The sequence below is a fragment of the Bacteroidales bacterium genome (assembly GCA_014860585.1).
Classification (GTDB): Bacteria; Bacteroidota; Bacteroidia; order Bacteroidales; family 4484-276; genus RZYY01.
This window is the reverse complement of record JACZJL010000023.1, coordinates 17985-43408: the sequence shown is the minus strand read 5'-3', so window position 1 is coordinate 43408 and position 25424 is coordinate 17985. Positions and strand designations below refer to the sequence as shown.

Annotated in this window: 22 protein-coding genes and 5 tRNA genes; 26 read left to right on the top strand and 1 reads right to left on the bottom strand. The window is 41.8% G+C overall.

The window, feature by feature from the left end:
- Positions 1–58: 58 nt before the first annotated feature.
- The 26 genes from IH598_02640 to IH598_02515 all read left to right on the top strand — a co-directional run bounded on the left by IH598_02640 (position 59) and on the right by IH598_02515 (position 23979).
- Complete coding sequence (locus tag IH598_02640) at positions 59–256, top strand: 30S ribosomal protein S21 (GenBank protein MBE0637395.1); 198 nt, start codon at positions 59–61, stop codon at positions 254–256.
- Between the two features lie 85 nt (positions 257–341).
- Positions 342–1238 (top strand): tyrosine-type recombinase/integrase, encoded by an 897-nt coding sequence (locus IH598_02635; GenBank protein ID MBE0637394.1) that lies wholly within the window; start codon positions 342–344, stop codon positions 1236–1238.
- Between the two features lie 15 nt (positions 1239–1253).
- Complete coding sequence (raiA, locus tag IH598_02630; protein MBE0637393.1) at positions 1254–1553, top strand: ribosome-associated translation inhibitor RaiA; 300 nt, start codon at positions 1254–1256, stop codon at positions 1551–1553.
- A gap of 116 nt (positions 1554–1669) precedes the next feature.
- Positions 1670–1742 (top strand) — tRNA-Thr (locus tag IH598_02625).
- A gap of 37 nt (positions 1743–1779) precedes the next feature.
- Positions 1780–1864: transfer RNA gene (locus IH598_02620), tRNA-Tyr, on the top strand.
- Between the two features lie 81 nt (positions 1865–1945).
- Positions 1946–2018 (top strand) — tRNA-Gly (locus tag IH598_02615).
- 9 nt (positions 2019–2027) lie between these two features.
- Positions 2028–2099, top strand: a tRNA-Thr gene (locus IH598_02610).
- A gap of 49 nt (positions 2100–2148) precedes the next feature.
- Positions 2149–3336: an elongation factor Tu gene (gene tuf / locus IH598_02605; protein MBE0637392.1), complete on the top strand. Its 1188-nt coding sequence runs from the start codon at positions 2149–2151 to the stop codon at positions 3334–3336.
- A gap of 81 nt (positions 3337–3417) precedes the next feature.
- Positions 3418–3490: transfer RNA gene (locus tag IH598_02600), tRNA-Trp, on the top strand.
- Between the two features lie 20 nt (positions 3491–3510).
- Positions 3511–3708 (top strand): preprotein translocase subunit SecE, encoded by a 198-nt coding sequence (secE, locus tag IH598_02595; GenBank protein MBE0637391.1) that lies wholly within the window; start codon positions 3511–3513, stop codon positions 3706–3708.
- A gap of 56 nt (positions 3709–3764) precedes the next feature.
- The gene (gene nusG, locus IH598_02590) at positions 3765–4304 is read left to right on the top strand and encodes a transcription termination/antitermination factor NusG (protein MBE0637390.1); all 540 of its coding nucleotides are present in this window, start codon (positions 3765–3767) and stop codon (positions 4302–4304) included.
- Between the two features lie 62 nt (positions 4305–4366).
- A complete protein-coding gene (rplK, locus tag IH598_02585) occupies positions 4367–4813 on the top strand; it encodes a 50S ribosomal protein L11 (protein MBE0637389.1) in 447 nt (148 codons plus the stop codon).
- A gap of 42 nt (positions 4814–4855) precedes the next feature.
- Positions 4856–5548, top strand: coding sequence for a 50S ribosomal protein L1 (locus IH598_02580; protein MBE0637388.1), 693 nt, complete (start codon positions 4856–4858; stop codon positions 5546–5548).
- Positions 5549–5580: 32 nt separating this feature from the next.
- Positions 5581–6108, top strand: a complete 528-nt coding sequence (locus IH598_02575; protein MBE0637387.1) for a 50S ribosomal protein L10 — start codon at positions 5581–5583, stop codon at positions 6106–6108.
- A gap of 47 nt (positions 6109–6155) precedes the next feature.
- Complete coding sequence (rplL, locus tag IH598_02570; protein MBE0637386.1) at positions 6156–6533, top strand: 50S ribosomal protein L7/L12; 378 nt, start codon at positions 6156–6158, stop codon at positions 6531–6533.
- 131 nt (positions 6534–6664) lie between these two features.
- Positions 6665–10471, top strand: a complete 3807-nt coding sequence (gene rpoB, locus IH598_02565; protein ID MBE0637385.1) for a DNA-directed RNA polymerase subunit beta — start codon at positions 6665–6667, stop codon at positions 10469–10471.
- Between the two features lie 60 nt (positions 10472–10531).
- On the top strand, positions 10532–14827 hold the full coding sequence (gene rpoC, locus IH598_02560) for a DNA-directed RNA polymerase subunit beta' (GenBank protein ID MBE0637384.1): 4296 nt from the start codon (positions 10532–10534) through the stop codon (positions 14825–14827).
- A gap of 86 nt (positions 14828–14913) precedes the next feature.
- On the top strand, positions 14914–15228 hold the full coding sequence (locus tag IH598_02555) for a DUF3467 domain-containing protein (protein MBE0637383.1): 315 nt from the start codon (positions 14914–14916) through the stop codon (positions 15226–15228).
- A 231-nt stretch (positions 15229–15459) separates the two neighbouring features.
- On the top strand, positions 15460–16452 hold the full coding sequence (locus tag IH598_02550; protein ID MBE0637382.1) for a MoxR family ATPase: 993 nt from the start codon (positions 15460–15462) through the stop codon (positions 16450–16452).
- A gap of 78 nt (positions 16453–16530) precedes the next feature.
- Positions 16531–17406, top strand: a complete 876-nt coding sequence (locus IH598_02545) for a DUF58 domain-containing protein (GenBank protein MBE0637381.1) — start codon at positions 16531–16533, stop codon at positions 17404–17406.
- Positions 17407–17413: 7 nt separating this feature from the next.
- Positions 17414–18445, top strand: a complete 1032-nt coding sequence (locus IH598_02540; protein MBE0637380.1) for a hypothetical protein — start codon at positions 17414–17416, stop codon at positions 18443–18445.
- A gap of 15 nt (positions 18446–18460) precedes the next feature.
- On the top strand, positions 18461–19456 hold the full coding sequence (locus tag IH598_02535) for a VWA domain-containing protein (protein ID MBE0637379.1): 996 nt from the start codon (positions 18461–18463) through the stop codon (positions 19454–19456).
- 21 nt (positions 19457–19477) lie between these two features.
- Positions 19478–20524, top strand: coding sequence for a VWA domain-containing protein (locus IH598_02530; GenBank protein ID MBE0637378.1), 1047 nt, complete (start codon positions 19478–19480; stop codon positions 20522–20524).
- Positions 20466–21311, top strand: coding sequence for a tetratricopeptide repeat protein (locus IH598_02525; protein MBE0637377.1), 846 nt, complete (start codon positions 20466–20468; stop codon positions 21309–21311). Before IH598_02530 ends, IH598_02525 begins: the two co-directional genes overlap by 59 nt.
- Positions 21312–21363: 52 nt before the next feature.
- Positions 21364–23214, top strand: coding sequence for a protein BatD (locus IH598_02520; protein ID MBE0637376.1), 1851 nt, complete (start codon positions 21364–21366; stop codon positions 23212–23214).
- A 12-nt stretch (positions 23215–23226) separates the two neighbouring features.
- A complete protein-coding gene (locus IH598_02515) occupies positions 23227–23979 on the top strand; it encodes an SH3 domain-containing protein (protein ID MBE0637375.1) in 753 nt (250 codons plus the stop codon).
- A gap of 34 nt (positions 23980–24013) precedes the next feature.
- Here IH598_02515 and IH598_02510 read toward each other — a convergent pair whose 3' ends face one another.
- Entirely contained in the window at positions 24014–25153 is a 1140-nt protein-coding gene (locus IH598_02510) for a hypothetical protein (protein ID MBE0637374.1), read from the bottom strand.
- Positions 25154–25424: the final 271 nt, after the last annotated feature.

Genomic DNA, 25424 nt, shown 5'->3' with positions numbered 1-25424 from the left:
AAAACTACTTTTGCGCCCCAAACAAAAACATTTAATAATCAAATTATTCTACAATTTTATGATCATTGTACCAGTAAAAGAAGGCGAAAACATTGACAGAGCATTAAAAAAATACAAACGTAAATTTGAAAAAACAGGCGTTGTAAGGGAATTGCGTGAGAGACAGAAATTTACAAAGCCCTCGGTTAAAAATCGTGAAGCAAGATTGAAAGCTATTTACATACAGCAACTTAGGGATCAGGAAGAGTCGTCCTAAAAGTTGTTCAAAATTTTTTTTCAGGAAAACTTTTGTTTTCTGGATAAATACAATTATCTTTGAAAACTTAAGTTTTTCTATTTTTATGCATGTAACTGAGAGTTTCCTTACTTATTTGCAGTTCGAACGAAGATATTCAAATCACACAGTATCAGCTTACTGTAATGATCTTGAACAATTTTCTGACTTTTTAAATAGCCATTTCGACCACCTAAAACCTGAACATGCCAGTCATCACCAAATTCGCTCATGGATCGTGGCTCTGATAGAAACCAAAGTATCAACCAGGAGTATTAGAAGGAAACTTGCTTCACTCAGTTCATATTACAAACATCTTATCAGAAATAAGGTGATCACAAGTAACCCGGTGCAAAAAGTCATTTCACCGAAAATTAACGTTCAGCTTCCTTCATTTATCCGAAATAGCGAAATGGAGGACTTATTGGTAAGACATGATTTTGGAAATGACTTTGAAGGCTTAAGAAATAAATTAATTATCGAATTGTTATACACAACTGGAATCCGGCGTTCGGAACTGCTTAATCTCAAGGTTAGCGAAATTGACATGACGAAGACGATCATCAAAGTCATTGGTAAAGGGAACAAACATCGGATAGTACCGCTTGCACAGCATACTAAACCTCTGATCGTGGATTATCTTCTGGAACGACAGTGTGCTTTGAATGAAATAAATGAGCAATCCCCATATCTTTTTATTACATCAAAAGGTAAACAAACCTACCCGGGACTTATTTACCGAACCGTCACCAAACACCTTAATTATGTATCAACAAATTCAAAGAAAAATCCCCATATTTTGAGGCACAGTTTTGCAACCAGTTTGCTAAACAATGGTGCCGACATCAATGTGATTAAAGAAATTTTGGGTCATGCCAATTTGCAGGCTACCCAGGTTTACACACACAACACCAGCGAAAATTTGAAATCTATTTATAAACAAGCTCATCCGCGAGCAAAATAATCAGGAGGTAAGACTATGCAAATAGAGATTAGGTCAATTCATTTTAAAGCAGACAGGAAGTTGGAAGATTTTATAAAAGATAAAATAGAAAAGCTGTCGCAGTTTTACGATGGTGTATTAAGCGCCGATGTTTCTCTTAAATTAGATAATAATGACAGTGCTGAGAATAAGATTGCAGAAATTATGCTCAATGTAAGAGGCAGTGATCTGATTGCCAAAAAGCAGAGCAAATCTTTTGAGGAATCCGTTGATAGCGCTGCAGAAGCGCTGCGTAAGCAAATCGTACGTTACAAGGAAAAACAGCGGCGAAATTAACTTTTTTTCAAATTATTTTAAAAAAGTTTTGTCAGTTCAAGAAACAGTTATACTTTTGCAGTCCTTTTTCAAAAAAAGGGCTGCATTTTTTTAGGTCTTTAACTTATTGATAATTAGCCGATGTAGCTCAGTTGGTAGAGCAGCTGATTTGTAATCAGCCGGTCGGCGGTTCGAGTCCGTCCATCGGCTCCTGTTATTGCAGGAGTCTATACAAATGTAAAAAACTGGGGAGATACCAGAGCGGTCAAATGGGGCAGACTGTAAATCTGTTGGCGAAGCCTTCGGAGGTTCGAATCCTCCTCTCCCCACCAAGAGTTCATTCGACTTGGTGTAAATCCCGGAAAGAGGATTTCAGAGGTGATGAAATCCTTTTTTTGTATTTGAAACGAACTGCGGAAGTAGCTCATCTGGTAGAGCGACAGCCTTCCAAGCTGTAGGTAGCGGGTTCGAGCCCCGTCTTCCGCTCCGTTGCAAGCCAATGTAGCTCAGGGGTAGAGCACTTCCTTGGTAAGGAAGGGGTCACGAGTTCAATTCTCGTCATTGGCTCGAATTTTAATAACCTTAATTTTAAACACCTAATTAATAACTTTTTACAATGGCAAAAGAAAAATTTGATCGTTCCAAACCACACGTGAACATTGGAACCATTGGTCACGTTGACCACGGCAAGACTACTTTGACAGCAGCAATTACCCTGAACCTTCAGGACAAAGGTCTTGCAACATTCGCATCATTCGATTCAATCGATAATGCACCTGAAGAAAAAGAAAGAGGTATTACTATTAATACAGCGCACATAGAATACCAGACAGAAAAAAGGCACTATGCCCACGTTGACTGTCCTGGTCACGCTGACTACGTGAAAAACATGGTTACTGGTGCTGCCCAGATGGACGGAGCCATCATCGTTGTTGCTGCGACCGATGGCCCGATGCCCCAAACCCGTGAGCACATCCTTTTGGCTCGTCAGGTTGGCGTACCAAGACTGGTTGTTTTTATGAATAAAGTTGACCTTGTTGACGATGAAGAATTGCTCGACCTGGTTGAAATGGAAATCCGTGAGTTACTCACATTCTACAAGTTTGACGGTGATAATTCTCCTGTTATTAGAGGTTCAGCTCTTGGCGCCTTGAACAAGGAACCAAAATGGGTTGAAAAAGTATTTGAACTGATGGACGCTTGTGATGAATGGATTCCGCTTCCGGACCGTGATCAGGATAAACCATTCCTAATGCCGGTTGAGGACGTATTCTCAATCACCGGCCGTGGAACAGTTGCTACTGGTCGTATTGAGACCGGTATCATTAACACTGGAGACCCAGTCGAAATCATTGGTATGGGTGCTGAAAAACTCAAATCAGTAGTTACTGGAGTTGAAATGTTCCGCAAAATACTTGACCGCGGACAAGCAGGTGACAATGCAGGTATCCTTTTACGTGGTATCGATAAAAAAGAGATCACGCGTGGTATGGTTATCGCAGCTCCAGGTTCAATTAAGCCTCACAAGAAATTCAAAGCTGAGGTGTACATCTTGAAAAAAGAAGAAGGCGGACGTCACACTCCGTTCCACAATAAATACCGTCCCCAGTTCTATTTCAGAACTACCGACGTAACAGGTGAAATCATTCTTCCCCAGGGAGTAGAAATGGTAATGCCTGGTGATAACCTCACAATTGAAGTACAATTGATTGTTGAAATTGCAATGGCCAAGAACCTGCGTTTTGCTATCCGCGAAGGTGGACGTACTGTAGGTGCTGGTCAGGTTACCGAAATCCTTGATTAGGAATTTAAATAGGTGTTTGGTTATACAATCAGAGGCGTCCCTGATAATGCTTCGGGGACTCCTTTATTGATAATGGTTGATACGGGTGTAGCTCAATTGGTAGAGCGACGGTCTCCAAAACCGTAGGCTGTGGGTTCGATTCCTACCTCCCGTGCAAAACATAGACAATTACCAATGGCAAAATTTAGTATAGTTAATTACGCCAAGGAAAGTTACGATGAGCTGTTACAAAAAGTTTCCTGGCCAACATGGAGCGAACTCCAAAGTAGTGCTGTAGTAGTATCCATTGCTTCCCTGATTATCGCTTTTGCGGTTTTCCTGATGGATTTTTCTTTCAGCAAACTTCTGGATGGTATTTATACCTGGTTCTGATTGGAGTTGTGTCTGGTATTGAATTCTTTTGTAAACCAAGCAAAAAACCAGTCGGTATGAGTAACGAAAAAAAGTGGTACGTAGTCAGGTCAATCAGTGGCAAAGAGAAGAAGGTTAAGGAGTATATCGAGAGTGAGATAAAACGCCTTGAATTGCAGGACTACGTGAGTCAGGTTCTTATTCCTACCGAAAAGGTTTATCAGGTACGTAAAGGTAAAAAAGTCAGTAAAGAAAGGAATTATTTCCCGGGATACGTATTGATTGAGGCTTCACTCGTTGGTGAAATTCCTCACATCATAAAGAATATCCCCAACGTAATTGGCTTTCTTGGGACTCGCGGTGAACCCGATTCCATGCGTGAATCGGAAGTGAAGCGAATTCTTGGGAAAGTTGATGAGTTGGCTGAGCAGGGCGAAGAGGTGAATGTTCCTTTTATTGTTGGAGAAACCGTTACAGTAATTGATGGCCCTTTTAACAGTTTTAGCGGTGTAATCGAAGAGATTAACGAAGATAAAAAGAAGTTGAAAGTAATGGTAAAAATCTTCGGACGTAAAACACCATTAGAACTTGGTTTCATGCAGGTTGAAAAGGAGTAAGTACCGCACTTAATTGTATTCATGCTGGCAATCAATAAATCTACTATTAAGTAATAAAGCAAATGGCAAAAGAAGTAAGCGGAATAATCAAATTGCAGATCAAGGGAGCTGCTGCCAATCCATCTCCTCCAGTTGGGCCCGCATTGGGCGCCAAGGGGGTGAACATTATGGAGTTTTGTAAACAATTCAATGGTCGTACGCAGGATTCAGCTGGAAAGCTCATTCCAGTGATCATTACAGTTTACAGAGACAAATCCTTTGATTTCATCATCAAATCACCACCTGTTGCTGTGCAGCTTCTCGAAGCGACAAAGCAAAAGTCAGGTTCGGCTGAACCCAACAGGAAAAAGGTCGCCGCAGTTACGTGGGACCAGGTGAAGGACATTGCCCAAAACAAGATGAACGACTTAAATTGCTTTACAATTGAGTCGGCTATGAAAATGGTTGCTGGAACTGCCAGAAGTATGGGAATTACGGTAAAAGGAACACCTCCGTTTGCTGAAAACTAAATAAATCAATAGCATTTCAAACCAGAAAATTAAGGATTCGCAATGGGAAAATTGACCAAAAACAGAAAAGAAGCTTTAGCGAAATTCGATAAAAATGCTACTTACTCTTTGGCAGACGCAATTCAGGTAGTAAAAAAGATAACCTTCACCAAGTTCGACTCTTCGGTTGATCTCGATATTCGTTTAGGCGTTGATCCGCGTAAAGCCAATCAAATGGTTCGCGGTAGCGTTACACTCCCTCATGGCAGCGGCAAAAATGTCCGTGTGCTTGTGCTTTGTACTCCCGACAAGGAGCAGGAAGCTAAAAATGCCGGAGCTGAATACGTTGGCCTTGACGATTATATAGAAAAAATCAAAGGAGGCTGGACTGACGTTGATGTGGTTATTACTACACCTAACGTAATGCCCAAGGTTGGACCATTAGGAAGGATATTAGGTCCACGTGGCCTGATGCCCAACCCAAAAACCGGTACCGTTACAATGGAAGTTGAAAAAGCTGTCAAAGAAGTGAAAGCAGGTAAAATTGATTTCAAGGTTGATAAAACCGGTATTATTCATGCATCTGTCGCTAAAGTGTCGTTTGAAAAGGACATGATTCTCGATAATGCAAGAGAGTTTATTCAAACCGTCATCAAACTGAAACCTTCTGCGGCTAAAGGTACTTACGTCAAAAGCATTTTTATGTCGAGTACGATGAGCTTTGGAATACAGGTTGATCCGAAATCAGTAAGTTAATTAACTTCCGTAAAAAGAGGAGATAAGAAAATATGACTAAAGCGGAAAAAACCCAGATCATTGAATCGTTGTCCAAACAGCTCAACGAAGCGTCGAATTTCTACCTGACCAATACGGCCAGCCTGACTGTAGAAACGACAAACGAATTGAGACGGACATGTTTCAAGAATGATATAAAACTCAAAGTAGTGAAGAACACATTGCTGCATAAAGCAATGGAAGGATCAGAAAAGGACTTTTCGGAGCTCTATCCGGCTCTTGTCGGTCCAACATCAATTATGTTCACCAGTACAGCCAATTTACCTGCAAAATTGATCAAAGAATTTCGTAAGAAGTTCAAAACAGATAAGCCGATTCTGAAAGGAGCTTACGTGGAAGAATCAATTTTTGTGGGTGAAGACAAGCTCGATGCTCTGGAAAACATCAAATCGAAGAATGAAGTCATCGGAGAAGTCATTGCCTTGCTGCAATCACCTGCCAAGAATGTTATTTCAGCATTGCAATCAGGAGGTCACAAGCTTTCGGGTATTCTCAAGACTCTATCAGAAAAGGAATCATAGAACTATCGAATTAATTTTATCAGAATAATTTTAAAACAAATAATAAAATGGCAGATTTAAAAGCTTTTGCAGAACAACTAGTTAGCTTAACCGTAAAAGAGGTTAATGAGCTTGCGCAAATTTTGAAAGTAGAGTATGGGATTGAGCCCGCAGCCGCTGCAACGGTTGTTGCAGGTCCTGTAGCTGCCGCTGCTGATGCAGAGGTAGAAGAAAAATCCACATTTGATGTAATCATTAAACATGCCGGTCAATCAAAACTGGCTGTTGTTAAACTTGTTAAAGAGCTCACCAGCCTTGGCCTGAAAGAAGCCAAAGAACTGTGTGACGCTGCACCTAAAGCATTAAAAACAGGTGTAACAAAAGACGAAGCCGAAGCGCTCAAGAGTCAACTTGAGGAAGCAGGTGCAGAAGTTGAGATTAAATAGGTTTGACAATTTTTACATCTGAAGAAATATAGACGGCTGCCAGGCTTCCTGTGTAGCGTCTATATTTCTTTGTATAGTGAACTTTTGTTCTTTGTTTTTCATAATAGTTTCATAACCAAAACATTACCACATTGGCTCAGGAAAATACTGAAAGAATTAGTTTTTCAAGAACTAAAATTAAATCGAGTTATCCGGACTTTCTGGACATCCAACTCAAATCCTTTCAGGATTTTTTCCAGTTGGAAACAAACCCTGAAAACCGCGTTAACGAAGGGCTTTACAAAGTTTTTAGTGAAAACTTCCCCATCACTGATGCCCGAAACAACTTTGTACTGGAATTCCTGGATTATTTCATAGATCCACCCCGGTATTCCATTGACGAATGTATAGAAAGAGGCCTCTCCTACAGCGTTCCGCTTAAAGCTAAGCTTAAACTTTACTGCACCGATCCCGAACACGAGGACTTCGAAACCATTATCCAGGACGTTTATCTTGGACAAATCCCTTACATGACACCTAAAGGCACCTTTGTGATCAACGGCGCCGAGCGCGTTATTGTATCTCAGTTACACCGCTCTCCCGGTGCTTTTTTCGGAACAAGTTTCCATGCTAACGGACAACAACTTTTCTCGGCTCGTATCATTCCATTCAAGGGATCATGGATGGAGTTTACAACCGACATCAACAATGTGATGTATGCATACATCGACCGGAAGAAAAAATTACCAGTAACTACACTTTTACGTGCCATAGGTTTTGAGAGTGATAAAGACATTCTCGAGATTTTTGACCTTGCACAGGAGGTAAAGGCCACAAAAGCCAACCTCAAAAAGCTTATCGGCAGAAAACTTGCCGCCCGTGTTGTGAGAGCCTGGATTGAGGATTTTGTGGATGAAGATACAGGTGAAGTGGTCTCAATCGAGCGTGCTGAGGTCATTATTGACCGAGAAACCGTGCTTGAAAATGATCATATCGATCAGATCATCGATTCAGGTGTGGATACAATTCTTTTACACAAGGATGAGCATGATAACATTGACTACAGCATCATCTTTAATACGCTTCAAAAAGATACAACTAATACTGAAAAAGAGGCGGTTGAATACATTTACAGGCAATTGCGTAATGCTGAACCTCCGGATGAGGAGACTGCCCGCGGAATAATTGAGAAACTGTTCTTCTCAGACAAACGATACGACCTGGGAGACGTCGGTCGCTACAGGATTAACAAGAAACTGGCACTGACCGTTCCAAACGAGATTAAAGTATTGACAAAAGAAGACATCATTTCGATTATCAGGTATCTGATCGAAATGGTTAACGGCAAGCGTGAAGTAGATGATATTGACCACCTTAGCAACCGCCGTGTAAGAACCGTTGGAGAACAGTTGTATGCACAGTTTGGTGTTGGATTAGCCCGCATGGCCCGCACAATCCGTGAGCGTATGAACGTGCGTGATAACGAGGTTTTTACACCCATGGATCTAATTAACGCCAAAACATTGTCCTCGGTTATCAACTCTTTTTTTGGTACCAACCAGCTTTCACAGTTTATGGATCAAACCAACCCGCTATCCGAGTTGACTCATAAACGAAGGGTTTCAGCTTTGGGGCCAGGCGGTCTTTCAAGAGAAAGAGCAGGTTTTGAAGTTCGTGACGTACACTATACTCACTATGGACGTCTGTGTACAATTGAAACTCCTGAAGGTCCCAATATCGGATTGATTTCTTCGCTTTGTGTGTTTGCCCGGATAAATAAACTTGGTTTCATTGAAACACCCTATAAGCATGTTGAGAGTGGTAGAGTAAATCTTGCATCTGAGGAAGTTTTCCTAAATGCTGAGGAAGAGGAAGATAAAATTATTGCCCAGGCCAACACTCCGCTGGATAAAGATGGAACATTTTCTGATCAGCAGGTAAAAGTAAGGCATCTGGCTGACTATCCGATTGAGGATCGGAATAATGTCCACTTTATTGATATGGCGCCAAACCAGATTGCCTCAATTGCAGCTTCACTCATCCCCTTCCTTGAGCATGATGATGCCAACCGTGCGTTGATGGGATCCAACATGATGCGTCAGGCTGTGCCCCTGCTTAAAGCCGAGGCACCAATCGTGGGTACTGGAATTGAAGGTCCGGTTGCACGTGATTCGAGGGTGTTGATCATGGCTGAGGGTGATGGTATTGTAGAATATGTTGACGCCAATGAAATTACCATTCGTTACACAAGGATGGAAAACGAGCGGCTTGTAAGTTTTGATGATGATGTGAAAACCTATAAGCTGATTAAGTTCACAAGAACAAACCAGAATACATCCGTCAACCTGAAACCCATCGTCCGCAAAGGACAAAAGGTTACAAAAGGACAGACTCTTTGTGAAGGTTATGCCACTCAAAATGGTGAACTTGCTCTCGGCCGGAACCTTATGGTGGCATTCATGCCCTGGAAAGGTTACAACTTCGAGGATGCCATTGTGATTTCCGAAAAGGTTGTAAAGGAAGATCTTTTTACTTCACTGCATATCGAAGAATTTGTGCTCGAGGTAAGAGATACAAAGCGTGGCGTTGAGGAGTTAACCAATGATATTCCAAATGTTTCAGCAGAAGCCACAAAAGATTTGGACGAAAATGGTCTGATCAGAATTGGCGCTGAAGTGAATGAAGGAGATATATTGATCGGGAAAATTACTCCTAAAGGAGAGTCTGATCCTACTCCCGAAGAAAAACTACTTCGTGCAATTTTTGGCGACAAGGCCGGTGATGTGAAGGATGCTTCATTGAAAGCTCCACCCTCGATGAAAGGCGTGGTAATTGAGAAAAAACTTTTCTCACGGGTCATTAAAGACCGCGTTGCCAAAAGCAAGGAAAAAGATATCATTGAGGTACTGGAAAAAGAATTTAACAAACAAACTGCCGCACTCAAGAATAAACTTGTGGACAAGCTGATGATCCTGGTGAGTGGTAAGGTTTCGCAGGGTGTTTACAATAATTTCAAAGAAGAGATTGTACCGAAGAAAGTCAAGTTTGTTCAAAAGATGCTTCTGGGCGTGGACTACCTCACGGTTAATCCTCATAAATGGACAACAGACAAACAAAAGAACCAGTTGATTGCTGAAGTAATCAACAACTTCATCATCAAGTACAAAGAGATTCTTGGTGTTTACAACCGGAAGAAATTCGTTGCAACGGTAGGAGATGAACTACCCAACGGGATTGTGAAAATGGCAAAAGTATATGTGGCCAAAAAACGCAAATTGAAAGTAGGGGATAAAATGGCAGGTCGCCATGGAAATAAAGGGATTGTTGCCAAGATCGTTCGTGAAGAAGATATGCCTTTCCTCGAAGACGGAACTCCGGTTGATGTCGTTCTGAACCCCCTTGGTGTGCCTTCCCGTATGAACCTTGGTCAGATTTATGAAACTGTGCTCGGTTGGGCTGGTAAACGTCTTGGACTAAAATTTGCCACACCGATTTTCGACGGAGCATCAGTTGACCAAATCAACCAATATCTTATAAAGGCAAATTTACCTGAAAATGGTAAGGTTTACCTTTACGATGGTGGCACCGGCGAACGTTTTCATCAGCCTGCAACGGTTGGATACATTTATATTCTGAAGTTGCATCACATGGTGGATGATAAGATGCACGCACGTTCCATCGGCCCATACTCACTGATTACCCAGCAACCACTTGGTGGTAAAGCACAATTTGGTGGTCAGCGGTTTGGAGAGATGGAAGTCTGGGCGCTCGAAGCCTTCGGCGCTTCAAATATACTGCAGGAAATACTCACTGTTAAGTCAGATGACGTGATTGGCCGTGCCAAAGCATACGAAAATATTGTGAAAGGTGAAAACATGCCCAAACCGGGTATTCCTGAATCATTCAATGTATTGGTTCATGAACTGCGCGGCCTTGGCCTGAACATCACTTTCGATTAATGAAAGTGTTTTGCAGCTTTTGTTTTTCCTATTAAAATTTAAACTAAATACAATCCATTAATGGCTTTTAGAAAAGATAGTAACATCGTTAAAACAGAATTTTCGCAGATTACTATAAGCCTGGCTTCGCCCGAAACCATCCTTGAGAGATCCTACGGTGAAGTGCTGAAACCCGAAACCATCAATTACAGAACTTATAAACCCGAGAGGGATGGTTTGTTCTGTGAACGGATTTTCGGTCCTGTAAAAGATTGGGAATGCCACTGTGGCAAGTACAAGCGCATTCGTTACAAAGGAATCGTTTGCGACCGCTGCGGTGTTGAAGTAACCGAGAAAAAAGTGCGCAGAGAACGTTCCGGACACATTCAACTCGTTGTCCCTGTTGCACATATCTGGTTTTTTAAATCTTTGCCAAATAAAATAGGTGCTCTCCTGGGGTTACAAACCAAAAAACTGGAGGCAATTATTTATTATGAAAAATATGTGGTCATCAATCCCGGAATCAAAGCAGATGACGGGTTGAATTATCTTGATTTTCTATCTGAAGAGGAATACTTCGATATCATGGAAACCATTCCGGTGGAAAATCAGTATCTTGATGACAAAGATCCAAACAAGTTTATCGCAAAAATGGGCGCCGAGGCCTTGCATGATCTGCTGGCCCGGTTAGACCTGGATGAACTTTCCTACGATCTTCGCCACAAGGCACATATTGAAACTTCCCAGCAGAGAAAAGCAGATGCCCTCAAACGTCTGCAGGTAGTCGAAGCTTTCAGGGATGCACGCAACCGTATCGAAAATCGTCCTGAATGGATGATTGTAAAGGTTGTCCCGGTTATTCCACCTGAACTCAGACCCCTGGTTCCACTCGATGGTGGTCGTTTTGCCACTTCCGATCTCAACGATCTTTACCGCAGGGTAATCATTCGCAATAACAGGCTTAAACGATTGATTGAGATTAAAGCACCTGATGTAATCATGCGCAACGAAAAGCGCATGCTCCAGGAAGCAGTTGACTCGCTGTTTGATAATTCAAGAAAAGCAAATGCAGTCAAAACAGAATCCAACAGGGCATTGAAATCACTTAGCGATAGCCTTAAAGGTAAGCAGGGACGATTCCGTCAAAACCTTCTTGGTAAACGAGTTGACTACTCAGGCCGTTCGGTAATCGTAGTTGGCCCCGAATTGAAACTCAACGAGTGTGGTATTCCGAAAGAGATGGCTTCAGAGCTGTTCAAACCTTTTATCATCCGCAAGATGCTCGAACGCGGTATTGTCAAAACAGTGAAATCTGCCAAGAAAATTGTTGATCGTAAAGACCCGGTTGTTTGGGATATCCTTGAAAATATCATGAAAGGCCATCCTGTCATGCTCAACCGTGCTCCTACGCTTCACCGCCTTGGCATACAGGCATTTCAGCCCAAACTGATCGAAGGTAAAGCCATTCAACTTCACCCGCTCGTATGTACAGCATTCAATGCTGACTTCGACGGCGACCAGATGGCCGTCCACGTCCCCCTTGGTAACGCAGCAATTCTTGAAGCCCAGATTCTTATGCTGGCTTCGCATAACATCCTGAATCCTGCCAACGGGGCGCCCATTGCAGTGCCCTCACAGGACATGGTTCTCGGACTCTATTACATTACAAAAGAACGCAGAAGTATCCCAGAAAACCCTGTAAGGGGTGAAGGATATAAATTCTATTCACCCCAGGAAGTCATCATCGCCTATAACGAGAACAAAGTTGATCTCCATGCAATTATTCATGTACGTTTACCATTTCAGGTAAATGGCGAAACAGTCTATAAACTCACTGAAACAACGGTGGGAAGAGTACTCTTTAATCAGGTTGTACCAGCTGAATACGGATACATTAATGAATTATTGACAAAGAAATCACTGCGTGATATTATCGGCGGTGTATTGAAAAAAACTGATACTGCTACCACTGCAAGATTTCTTGACGACATAAAAGACCTTGGATTTAAAATGGCTTTCCGCGGCGGTCTGTCCTTTAACCTTGGCGATGTTATTATTCCTGCTGAAAAGGAAGCATTGATCACACAGGCACATGAAGAAGTAACCGAAGTGCTGAATAGTTATAATATGGGCTTTATTACCCACAACGAAAAATACAACCAGATCATTGATATCTGGACACACACCAATTCGCGTCTGACCAAAATTCTGATGGACCAGGTTTCAAAGGATAAGCAAGGGTTTAATGCCGTTTATATGATGCTTGATTCAGGCGCCCGTGGTAGCAAGGAACAAATCAGGCAGCTTTCCGGAATGCGCGGATTGATGGCTAAACCTCAAAAATCAGGAGCAACCGGTGGTGAGATCATTGAAAACCCGATTCTTTCGAACTTTAAAGAAGGTCTTTCGGTTTTAGAGTATTTCATCTCTACCCACGGTGCACGTAAAGGTTTGGCCGATACAGCGCTGAAGACTGCTGATGCCGGTTACCTTACCCGTCGTCTGGTTGACGTATCGCAGGATGTGATCATTTCGGAGGAAGACTGCGGAACACTCCGCGGTCTCACAACTACAGCGTTGAAAAAGAACGAGGAGGTTGTTGAAACTCTTTATGATCGTATTCTTGGTCGTACAGCCCTGCATGATATTTATCATCCCCAGTCAGGCAGTTTGATTGTATCAGCAGGTGAAGAAATTACTGAACCTTTTGCGCAGCTAATTGAAGACTCACCTATTGATGCTGTTGAAATCCGCTCGGTTTTGACCTGCGAATCAAAAATGGGAGTTTGCGCGAAATGTTACGGACGTAATTTAGCCAACGGACGCATGGTACAGAAAGGCGAAGCTGTTGGTGTTATCGCTGCACAGTCTATTGGTGAGCCTGGTACACAGCTTACACTTCGTACATTCCACGTTGGTGGTGTGGCTGGAGGAAATATTTCGGCCCAGTCAAGAATCGAAGCTAAATATGATGGAGTGATCCATATCGAAGAATTAAGATCAGTTCCTACGACAGGAAAAGAAGGAAAATCTTACCAGACTGTCATCGGACGTTCAGCCGAAATGAGGATTATCGACCAAAATACAGGAATATTCCTTGCTTCGCATAACATACCTTACGGTTCCAGCCTCTTTTTCAAAGATGGCGATGAAGTGAAAAAAGGTGACGTGATTTGCACGTGGGATCCCTACAATGCAGTCATTATTTCAGAAGTTTCCGGAACACTCAACTTCATCAACATCGAAGAAGGAAAAACCTTTAGGGTTGAGTCGGATGAACAGACCGGTTACTATGAAAAAGTAATTATCGAAGCCCGTCAAAAGGTGAAGAATCCTTCGATTGATGTAGTCAATAGTGATGGTGAAGTGCTGAGGTCCTATGACTTACCGGTTGGGTCTCACATTGCCGTTGACGACGGACAGGAAGTAAAAGCCGGTGATACATTGATCAAAATCCCTCGTGCCATAGGTAAAGCCGGTGACATCACCGGAGGTTTGCCACGTGTGACCGAGTTGTTTGAGGCCAGGAATCCATCCGACCCTGCAAAGGTTGCTGAAATTGACGGTGTTGTATCATTTGGTAAAAAACTTAAGAGAGGTAACAAAGAAGTCATTATTACATCAAAGAGTGGTGAAGAAAAGAGATATCTTATCCCAACTACCAAGCAAATTCTTGCCCAGGAAAACGACTTTGTTAAAGCCGGAACCCCGCTCTCTGAAGGTGCACTCACGCCTGCTGACATTCTTGCTATTAAAGGTCCGATGAAAGTCCAGGAGTATATCGTAAACGAGATTCAGGAAGTTTATCGGTTGCAGGGTGTTAAAATCAATGACAAACACTTTGAAACCATTGTTCGCCAAATGATGCGTAAAGTAGAAGTAGAAGACCAGGGCGACACCAAATTCCTTGAAAGCGAACTGGTAAATAAAATTGATTTCCAGGAAGAGAACGATTGGATCTTTGGTAAAAAAGTCATTATTGATCCGGGCGACTCAGCTACTTTTAAAGCAGGTCAGATCGTTTCGGCACGGAAACTCAGAGATGAAAACTCTATGTTAAAACGCCGCGACAAAAAACTGGTAGAAGCACGGGATGCACAGCCCGCAACAGGACGTCAGGTATTACAGGGTATTACACGCGCCTCTCTGCAAACAACCAGTTTTATCTCTGCTGCATCGTTCCAGGAAACTACCAAGGTGCTGACAAACGCAGCTATCAATGCTAAAACAGACCAATTAATGGGGTTGAAAGAAAATGTGATCGTAGGTCATAAAATCCCTGCCGGTACTGGTTTGAGAGAATACGAGGATATTATCGTTGGCTCGAGAGACGACTATGAATTGCTCACTCAGCCCAGAGGAAGACAGGATTACTAATTTGAAATTATTTAAAAAGTACTGGAAAACAATCGGGATCTACCGGTTGTTTTTCAGTTTTGATAAAACATTAAACACAAGAAATTATGGATCCCAAACAAGCAAACCAAAACAAGCTAAACATCGAGCTGAGTGAAGAAGTTGCTGAAGGCGTTTACTCAAACCTGGCGATTATAACCCATTCCAGGTCGGAGTTCATCATCGACTTTGTGAAGATGCTGCCCGGAATTCCGAAAGCAAAAGTCAAATCAAGGATTATACTCACTCCGCAGCATGCCAAACGGCTACTCAAAGCATTGCAGGATAACATCCGCAAATTTGAGTCTATGCACGGCGAATTAAAAGATACCGATCAGGACCAGATGCCATACAATTTGTTTGGCCCAAATGCTCAGGCCTGAGACAAAATGAACTGGAAAAGAGCGGCTTATCACTGGCCGCTCTTTTAGTTTTTACCAATGATATTGCACATAAAACGCTATTTATTAAACAAAAAAATTGAATTACAAATTCTTAGATAAGAATCCAGACAAGAATTTCAAAGATTACTGCTTAACAATATTTAACGCCACCTGAAATAATTAAAAATTTCTCATCGAGTTATTTTATCGGTCTTAAAAATTCAACAAACAATGATAGAAACAAATATCAGAGAATTAAACGAACGCATTCACCAGGAAAGTTCCTTTATTGACCTGGTTACGCTTGAAATGAATAAAGTGATTGTTGGCCAGAAGCAAATGATCGAACGGCTTTTAATCGGGTTGCTTGCAGATGGTCATATTTTGCTTGAAGGTGTTCCCGGTCTGGCTAAAACACTGGCTATTAAATCGCTGGCAAATATCATTCAGGCCAAATACAACCGGATACAATTTACACCTGACCTTTTGCCTGCCGACCTTATAGGAACGCTTATTTACAGCCAGAAGAAAGAGGAGTTTGTTGTAAGGCAGGGACCGATTTTCTCCAATTTCATTCTTGCTGACGAAATTAACCGTTCACCGGCAAAAGTGCAAAGCGCCCTGTTGGAAGCCATGCAGGAAAGGCAGGTCACTATTGGTGATCAAACCTTCAAGCTGCAGGAACCATTCCTTGTTATGGCCACACAAAACCCGATAGAACAGGAGGGAACCTATCCGCTGCCCGAAGCTCAGGTGGACCGTTTCATGATGAAAGTGGTCATTACCTATCCCGAAAAGGAGGAGGAAAAGCTCATCATGCGGCAGAATATCAGCGGAATACAACCCACAACAAGCAAAATAGTATCACCTGCTGACATTATGAAAGCCCGCTCGGTGGTTCGACAGGTCTATCTTGATGAAAAAATAGAGAATTACATCACCGATATTGTCTTTTCCACCCGATTCCCTGCAGAGTACAAGCTTAAGAAATTCCTGGGAATGATCAGCTATGGCGCTTCTCCGCGTGCCTCCATCAACCTGGCACTTGCAGGGAAAGCTTATGCATTCATCAAGCGGCGCGGTTATGTTATCCCTGAAGACATCAGGGCAGTGGCACACGATGTAATGCGCCATCGTATCGGCCTCACTTACGAAGCTGAAGCTGAAAATATTACTACGGAAGATGTGGTCAATGAAGTGCTGAACACCATCGAAGTTCCATAGTACTGATATTGGTTTTCATTTATCAGATGTTCATCAAACTTTTTGTCTAACTCAACTCATCGCACTATTTCCTTTTGCATGAACGCAACAGAAATTTTTAAAAAGGTCAGAAAAATAGAAATTAAAACCCGAGGATTATCCAATCAGATATTTTCCGGGCATTATCATAGCTCTTTCAAAGGGCGGGGTATGGCCTTCAGCGAAGTACGTGAGTACCAGTATGGCGATGACGTGCGTAGCATTGACTGGAATGTTACAGCGCGCTTCAACCATCCTTTTATAAAGATTTTTGAAGAGGAACGCGAACTCACTGTGATCCTTCTCATTGACGTGAGTGGTTCGAACCAGTTTGGTACAAAAACCAGCATGAAAGAAGATTTAATCACCGAAATCGCTGCTGTTATTGCTTTTTCGGCTATACAGAACAACGACAAGGTGGGCGTGATCTTCTTCAGTAATAAAATTGAAAAATTTATTCCTCCAAAAAAAGGTTCATCACATATCCTCAGGATTATTCGTGAACTGGTAGATTTTAAAACAGAAAACCAGGGTACTGACATCAGTGAATCGCTGAAGTTTCTTACCAACGCAGTAAAGAAAAAATGCACTGCCTTTGTTATTTCGGATTTTGTGGATAAGAAATTTGCAGATGCCCTGCAAATTGCCAATAGCAAGCATGATGTAATGGCTGTAAGGGTTTACGACCCGCGCGAAATGGAGTTACCCAATATGGGGATGACAAAATTCAAAGATGCAGAAACAGGACAAAATCTTTGGGTTGATACATCGAGTGCGACAACCAGGCAATTATACAAAGATTGGTATAAAAATAACGAAAAGTTTGTGAAGTGGGCCTTCACAAAAAGTGGGGTTGATGCTGCCCATATCAGAACAGATGAAGATTATGTAAAACCTTTAGTGGGTATGTTTAAAAAAAGAGAGTCAAGATTTTAACAATCAGATGGATAAAAGGAGAAAAAGGAAAGTGTCAGGAACTAAAGCAATCGTATTCGCATTGTTATTGATGGTCATTGGGATTTTGAGTGCCCCGGCACAGCAGATAAGGCTCAATGCTTCGCTTGATACAAATAGCATCCTTGTTGGAGACCGGGTAGCCTACCGTCTTCATCTGCTCATCCCGGACAATTACCGGTTCGAGTGGCCACTTTTTGCTGACACATTGACCGGTCATGTTGAAATACTTAACAGATCAAATGTCGATACTTTGCACCTTGGCAGTGGTATGATCGATGTAAGTCAGGTTTTTACCATTACTTCTTTCGATACCGGTTACTATGTAATCCCTCCATTCAAAGTGCAATACCTTGAAAATGAAAAGGCGATGGATCAAATGTTTGTGGAATCAGAGCCTTTTTTGCTCAATGTCTTTTCTATTCCGGTAGATTTGAATCAACCCATCAAACCCATAAAAGGGCCCATCGCTGTTCCGATTACTTTTTCTGAACTTTTACCCTGGATATTGCTGATTTTTATTATTGCAGGTCTTGTGCTTTATTTTGTAAAGCGGAAAAAGAAAGCTATCCCGCTCACTATTTTCAAGCCCAGGCCAAAACAGCCTTCACACATCAGAGCTCTCGATGAATTAGAAAAACTCCAAAAAGAAAAACTTTGGCAGCAGGGACTGATCAAGGATTATTACAGCAGGCTCTCAGGTATTGTTCGTGAATACATTGAAGAGCGGTTTGACATTCCGGCCATTGAGTCAACTACTTACGAAACAATACTTTTTATCAGAAAAAAACCTGTTTCAGCAGAATCAATAAAAATACTCCAGGAATTGTTGGATCTCTCCGATCTGGTAAAATTTGCAAAGGCAAAGCCTTTACCGTCAGAGCATGATCACAGTATGAACATTGCTTTTAGTTTTGTACGAAATACAGCTCCGGCAGTGAAGGAGGAGATAAATCATGACGCAATGACCTCTGAGAGCAAAATCGAAGATTCAGATAAAAATGATACGTTAAACCAATAAATTAGGGATACAGAGATGTTTAAGGAATTTGAATATGCCTATCCTGAATACTTTTGGGTATTGCTCATCATCCCGGTGATGATTGCCTGGTATTGGTTCAAAAATAAAAGGAGCAAGGCGGAGATTAAAATCTCTACAACACTCCCTTTTGCTGCTGTAAAAACTACGTACAAGCTTTATCTTTATCACCTGCTATTTGTTTTTAGAATTTTAGCAATCGCTCTATTGGTGGTTGCTTTGGCAAGGCCACAATCCACCTCAAGCAGCCAGGATGTTACCATCGAAGGCATTGACATTGTCATTGCTGTGGATATTTCGGGAAGTATGCTTGCTGAAGATTTTAGACCAAACCGCATAGATGCGGCAAAAGAATTGGCCATCGAATTTATCAGTGGCCGACCAGGCGACAGAATTGGACTTGTTGTATTTGCCGGTGAAGCATTTACGCAGGTGCCGCTGACAACCGATCATAAAGTGCTGACTGAGATGTTCAGGAAAATCAAAACCGGGATGATCGAAGACGGAACCGCCATTGGCGATGGGCTTGCCACAGGGGTTGCACGGCTTGCCGAAAGCGATGCTGTGAGTAAAGTTATTATTTTGCTCACCGATGGCGTCAACAATATGGGGGCGGTTGACCCGCTTTCTGCTGCCGAAATCGCTAAACTGAATAAGATTCGCGTCTATGGTGTTGGAATTGGAAGTCTGGGAACAGCGCCTTATCCGGTGCAAACTCCTTTTGGTATACGGTATCAGAACATTCCCGTTGAAATTGATGAGGAGTTGCTGATCAATATATCGAATGAAACCGATGGTAAATACTTTCGCGCAACGAGTAATACAAAACTTCAGGAGGTTTATGCCGAAATAGATAAATTAGAGAAATCAAAAATTGATGTAACAGAGTTTTATAAAAAGCACGAGGAATTTCTTCCATTTGCTTTGATCGCTTTGCTATTTTTTGTTATCGAATTGATAATGAAGTATACATTTTTCAGAACAACACCTTAACGAAGTGAAAATTTGAATACTATGCAGGTTTTTAAATTTGCAAATCCGGATTTCTTTTGGGCATTGCTGCTTATCCCCCTTTTCATAGTCATTTTTGTACTGATGATATATTGGAAAAAGGCTGCTATCAAACGATTTGGCGATACTCATCTCATCCGTATCCTGATGCCTGACATGTCAAAAAATCGACTGGTTTTCAAATTTGTACTTTCTATGCTTGCTTTTACACTCATCATTATTGGCCTCGCCAATCCTCAGATCGGTTCAAAACTCGAAAAAATTGACCGTAAAGGAATTGACCTGGTTATTGCTGTCGATGTGTCAGAAAGCATGCTTGCTCAGGATATCAAACCCAACCGGCTGCAGCGTGCAAGGCAGGCCATCACCAGGCTTGTTGATGAATTGGGTAATGACAGGATCGGAATTGTAGTTTTTGCCGGAAGAGCGTACACGCAGTTACCAATCACTACTGACTATGCAGCCGTTAGACTATTTGTCTCAAATATCAGTACAGAAAGTGTTCCTGTTCAGGGTACTGCAATTGCTGATGCAATCAACCTTTCAATTGATCTTTTTGATGAGAGTGAAACTGAAAAAGCCATAATCATAATAACTGACGGAGAAGATCATGAAGGTGATGTGAAAGAAGCAGCACAAAATGCAGTCGAAAAGAACATCAGGATTTTTACCGTTGGCATGGGATTACCCGAAGGAGCTCCCATTCCGATCGTTGACCGTGCAGGTAACCAGCAGGGTTTTAAAAAGGATCGCAGCAACAACACGGTAATCTCCCGGCTCGATGAAAACATGCTCAAAGAAATTGCTTCGGCAGGCAACGGGCAATACGTGCGGGCAAATAATACTCAAGTCGGCTTGCGTATTATTTTTGAAGAAATCTCACAACTCGAAAAAACTGAATTTGAGTCGCGGATGTTTACAGACTATGAAGACCGTTTCCAGTATTTCCTGGCTCCTGCGCTTCTGATTTTACTGCTTGAATTTCTCATTTTTGAGCGGAGAAGCAGCAGATTCCGGAGGGTTAATATTTTTGGGGAAAATAAACTTTAAATATCAGGATGAAAAAACTATGGATTTAATAGAAAGAAAAATATTTTATTTGGGATTTTTTTTAACCGTTGCTGTTTTAATCTCCGATATGAGTGCATTTGCTCAGAGCGAAAACAAATTTATCCGACGAGGTAATAATGCTTTTGAGCGTGGAGACTACAAGGAAGCTGAGGTGGATTACCAGAAAGCATTGGAAAAGAACGCAAAGTCAGAAGTGGGTGAATTCAATCTTGGAGGGGCGCTTTTTCAGCAGGAAAATTATGAAGAGTCAGCCTCTATTTTCGATAATCTTTCCCGTCGTAATGTCTCTGATGATCAACGTGCAAAGTCTTTTCACAATCTCGGCAATTCAATGGTTAATTTGCAACAATATGATCAGGCCATCGAAGCGTACAAAAATGCTTTGAGATTAAACCCAGATGATTTAGACACTAAATACAATCTCTTGTACGCCCAGCAAATGCTTCGCAATCAGCAGCAGCAACAACAGGAGCAGCAGGAAAATCAAGATCAAAACCAGGATCAGAAGGAAGATCAACAGCAAGACCAGGAGCAAAACCAGCAACAGGAGCAAAACCAGGAGCAACAACAACAGGAATCACAGCAGCAGGATTCGCAGAAAGATGCTCAACAACAACAAAATCAGGCACAACCAAGACAAATTTCTAAAGAAGATGCCGAACGTATGCTGCAGGCCATGCAGGAACGCGAACGCCGGACTATGGAAAAATTGAAAATGGAAGAATTTAAAAATGCCAAGCGAGTTACAACTGAAAAAGACTGGTAGGTTTTGCTTTTAGACAAAAGAAATGGAAAGGACTTATAACCCGATAATGAAAATGAAGAAGCTAAAACGCAGGATGATGTTGATGATTACGGCCCTCCTGTTTGTGTTGCCTGTTTGGCTGTCAGCACAGCAGGTTGAGTTTTCCGGGGTTGCCAAATCTGTGGTGACTTTAGGTGAAAGATTCCAGTTACAATATAGGATCAATGCTGAAGGAACAGGGTTTAAAGGTCCTAATATTGTTGATTTTAACGTATTGAATGGCCCTAACACTTCTACCAGTTCCAGTGTCCAGATTGTAGGAGGAAATGTGACCCGCGAAGTATCTTACACTTTTACTTACATACTTGCATCCACAAAAGAAGGAACCTTCACCATACCACCGGCCACAATCAACTATGCAGGGAAAAAATACACATCCAATTCAGTGACTGTTCAGGTTAAGAGTGGCGGGCAAACAGCACCTTCGGGTCAAGGGTCACAGCAGCAGGGTAGCGACGAAGCCGTCGATGTTTTTCTTCGTGCTGAAGTAAGTAATACTGCGCCCTATCTCGGCGAACAAATCATCATCTCTTATAAACTATATTTTAACAACCAGATAGCCGGTCATGACGGGTTTCAGAAAATCTCTTCATTTCCCGGTTTTTGGGTGAAAAATCTGTTCCCGAATCAAAGAGAAATCCCTACTGCAACCGAAACAATAAAGGGAAAACAATATAACGTAGCAGAAGTGCGTCGTTTTGCCCTGTTCCCTCAGAGAACCGGGAAAATTGACATCAGCCCGGGCGAAACTGAACTCACTGTGCTGCTAAGAACTGACGCCAAGCGCCGGACATCCGATCCATTCTTCGACAGCTTCTTTAACGATCCTTTCTTTAGCAGCCGCTCAAAGGATGTCACGAAAAACCTGCTTTCAAACAGCATTACCGTCGATGTTAAGCCACTTCCGACCAAAGAAAGGCCTGCTGATTTCAGCGGCGCCGTAGGTAAATTTACGCTTCGCTCACAGATCGACAAAACAGAAGTGAAAGCCAATGAACCCATTTCGATAAAACTCACAGTCCAGGGCAGCGGAAACATAGAGCTATTTGACCTTCCAAAGATTGCATTCCCTCCTGATTTCGAAGTCTTTGACCCGGAAATTAAATCTGACATTAAGGTCACCCCATCCGGGGTTTCCGGAACACGCACTTTTGAATACCTCGTAATACCTCGTAATCCGGGTAATTTCAAGATCAGACCCATTGAGTTTTCTCATTTTGATTTGGGTCAGAACGTTTACATCTCCGAAAGAACTCCGGAATACAATATTACCGTCGAGAGAGGAGATGGAGCATCCTCAGTGGTTACTTACAGCGGAACCGTTCGTCAGGAAGGCATTCAGATCATCGGGTCGGACATCAGGCATATTAAGTTGCCACCATATAGTTTTCGGCCGGTCGGTACTTACTTCTTCCGCTCTCAAAGCTACTTCCTTTTCCTAATCATCCCCTTGATCCTGCTTATCCTTGTTCTGGTGGTATGGAGCAAGCAAATGAAAAAAAGAGGAAATGCAGAATTGATGAAGAATTTGCGGGCTACAAAGATTGCACGCAAACGGCTGAAATTGGCACATGAATTCATGAAAAACAGCAAAGAGAGCGAATTCTATATCGAAATTTCAAGGGCATCATGGGGGTATCTTAGTGATAAACTGAGTATTCCGGTATCCGAACTTTCGATGGACAATGTGAGAACCAGGTTGACTTCAAAAAACACGAATGAGGAAACCATCAACCAGTTTATCGAAACATTGAATCAGACCGAATTTGCACGTTTTGCTCCCGGCAGCAAAACAGACAATATGGAGAAGGTCTATACTGGTGCACTTGAGATCATTACAAAATTAGAAAAGGAACTTAAATAATCATTGCTTACCATGAAACATCTGTTGATATTGATTTTCCTTTTGGTGTCCTTTAACGCGAAGGCAGACGACAAGCTTATTCTTATGGAACAGGCGAACAAATTTTATAACGAAGGCGATTTTATTCCTGCCATCGAAACTTACGAAACGATTTTGAATAGCGGTTTTGAATCATCAGCACTTTACTTTAACCTGGGAAATGCTTACTTCAAAGTCAATAACCTTCCCATGGCAATTCTTAACTTTGAAAGAGCCAAAAAAATAACCCCATACGATCCTGATATTCTCTTTAATCTTGAATTAGCCAATAGCCGTATTGTTGACAAAATTGAGCCACTGCCCGAATTTTTTATTTTTACATGGTGGAAATTGCTCGTGAATAGTCGCTCTCTCGATCAATGGGCAACTATCAGTGTGATTTGTTTTTTATTCATACTGCTGATGATTCTTATCTTCCTCCTTTCGAGGGTTATTTGGCTTAGGAAATTTGGTTTTTGGATGGGAATTGTGCTGATTGTCGTGTTTGCCGGCTCATTTACCCTGGCAAACCAACGCTACATTCAATTTAGGAAACAGGCGGAGGCCATCGTTTTTACACCGACAGTCACGGTTAAAAGCTCTCCAAGAGATAATAGCACCGATATTTTTGTAATTCACGAAGGCATCAAAGTGCAAATCACGAACCAGGTGGGGGAGTGGTTTGAAATCCGGATACCTGATGGAAGTAAGGGCTGGATCAGGGAGAGTGATTTTAGAAGGATATAAAAAAAGCCGCTCGCAAATGAACGGCTTAATAAATTTAAAGGCTAAGTTTCGATTTTAAATCTCCAGGCAGCCCTTTTTTGTTCAGTAATACATAACCAGTGTTCAGTTTGACGAAAGAAGGGGAAAGATGAATTGTTTTGTTCCCTGCTTCGCAAACTTTCTTTGCCATCACATACTCATTCCCATTTTTATCCTTACTTGTTCCAAAAATCATCAGGTAATCAAGCTCTTTTCCAACTGAGGCTTCAAAGTTAGCTTGACGGTCGGCGGGTGATACTGCTTTTTCGGCGAGAGGTTCGTAAGTTGTTTCGACCCCTTCTTTGGGTTTGGTTAAGTCTGCAATTTTTCCGGCAGGTACAATAGCAACCATTTCTTCAGGAAAAATCATTTCTTCGGCGAGATTACCGTACCAAATTACTGTGTAACCCGAGTTTACGGCGTTACGAATGGTGCTTTGCAGGTTATCAGCTGAAACGTTGTAGGCCTGTGTTTTGTTCCAGTTATTTCTTGCAGGAAGTTCAATTTTGCTATCTGGAGTGTTTCTTGAGTCGGAGGTTAAAACAATATAATCGGTAGCATTAATACCGGAAGTTTCGGCAAAGGATTTTGGAGTGTACTCCGTATTGTTGTAATTAAATGCAATACGGGTTTCGCCAAGGTAGCGTGAAAGGGCTGCATTAAAAGTGCTTTGCCATCTTTCGGTGAAATTGCCGCCTTCTTTTTCCATTACCATCTGCATCGTACCACGTAAAATAGCGTCCATTTCACCAGAGCTGGCATCCCTCGGTTTGTCAACGGTTTTCATAAACATTTCTTCCGGAGCCATACCATATTCAACCATTAAAGGGAAAACATCGGAGGCCAATAATCTTTCATCCAACCTGGTAGCTCCCTTTGAATTCAGGTAAGCAAAGGCTTTCAATTCGTAAGCATTCCGGATAAAAGTCATCTCCGAAAGATCAATTTCTGTTCTTCCGTTTTTTATCCATTCTGCCTCAATCAATGCAGTGCCGGCATTACTCCAGCAAGATCCCGGGCGTTGAAGATCTTTGGCGGGTGCTGTTTTCACTTGTTTGATTGTCTGAAGGTCGTAATACTTTTGTTGACAAATAGCAACATTGGAAATGCCGATTAAAGCAACGGCCAGGAGTAAAACTTTCAATTTGTTTTTCATACGGTTATTTGATTGTGATTTTTAATGAATTCGCCTGAGATTTTAATATCAATTGCAAAAGTAGTACTTAAAAGGGATTGATTACCAAAAATTGTGCAAGGATTCAAATTTCAAATGATTACATAGGGAAAAATTGAAAATAAGTCATTGAATGTCTATAAACCAAACAGTTTGTTGTATTTAGGAGCTCGAACGGAATACACCAACTCATGATTTTCATGTACTGCTATTTAAAATCAATTTATATTAAGTTAAAAGTGTTTGTGGTACG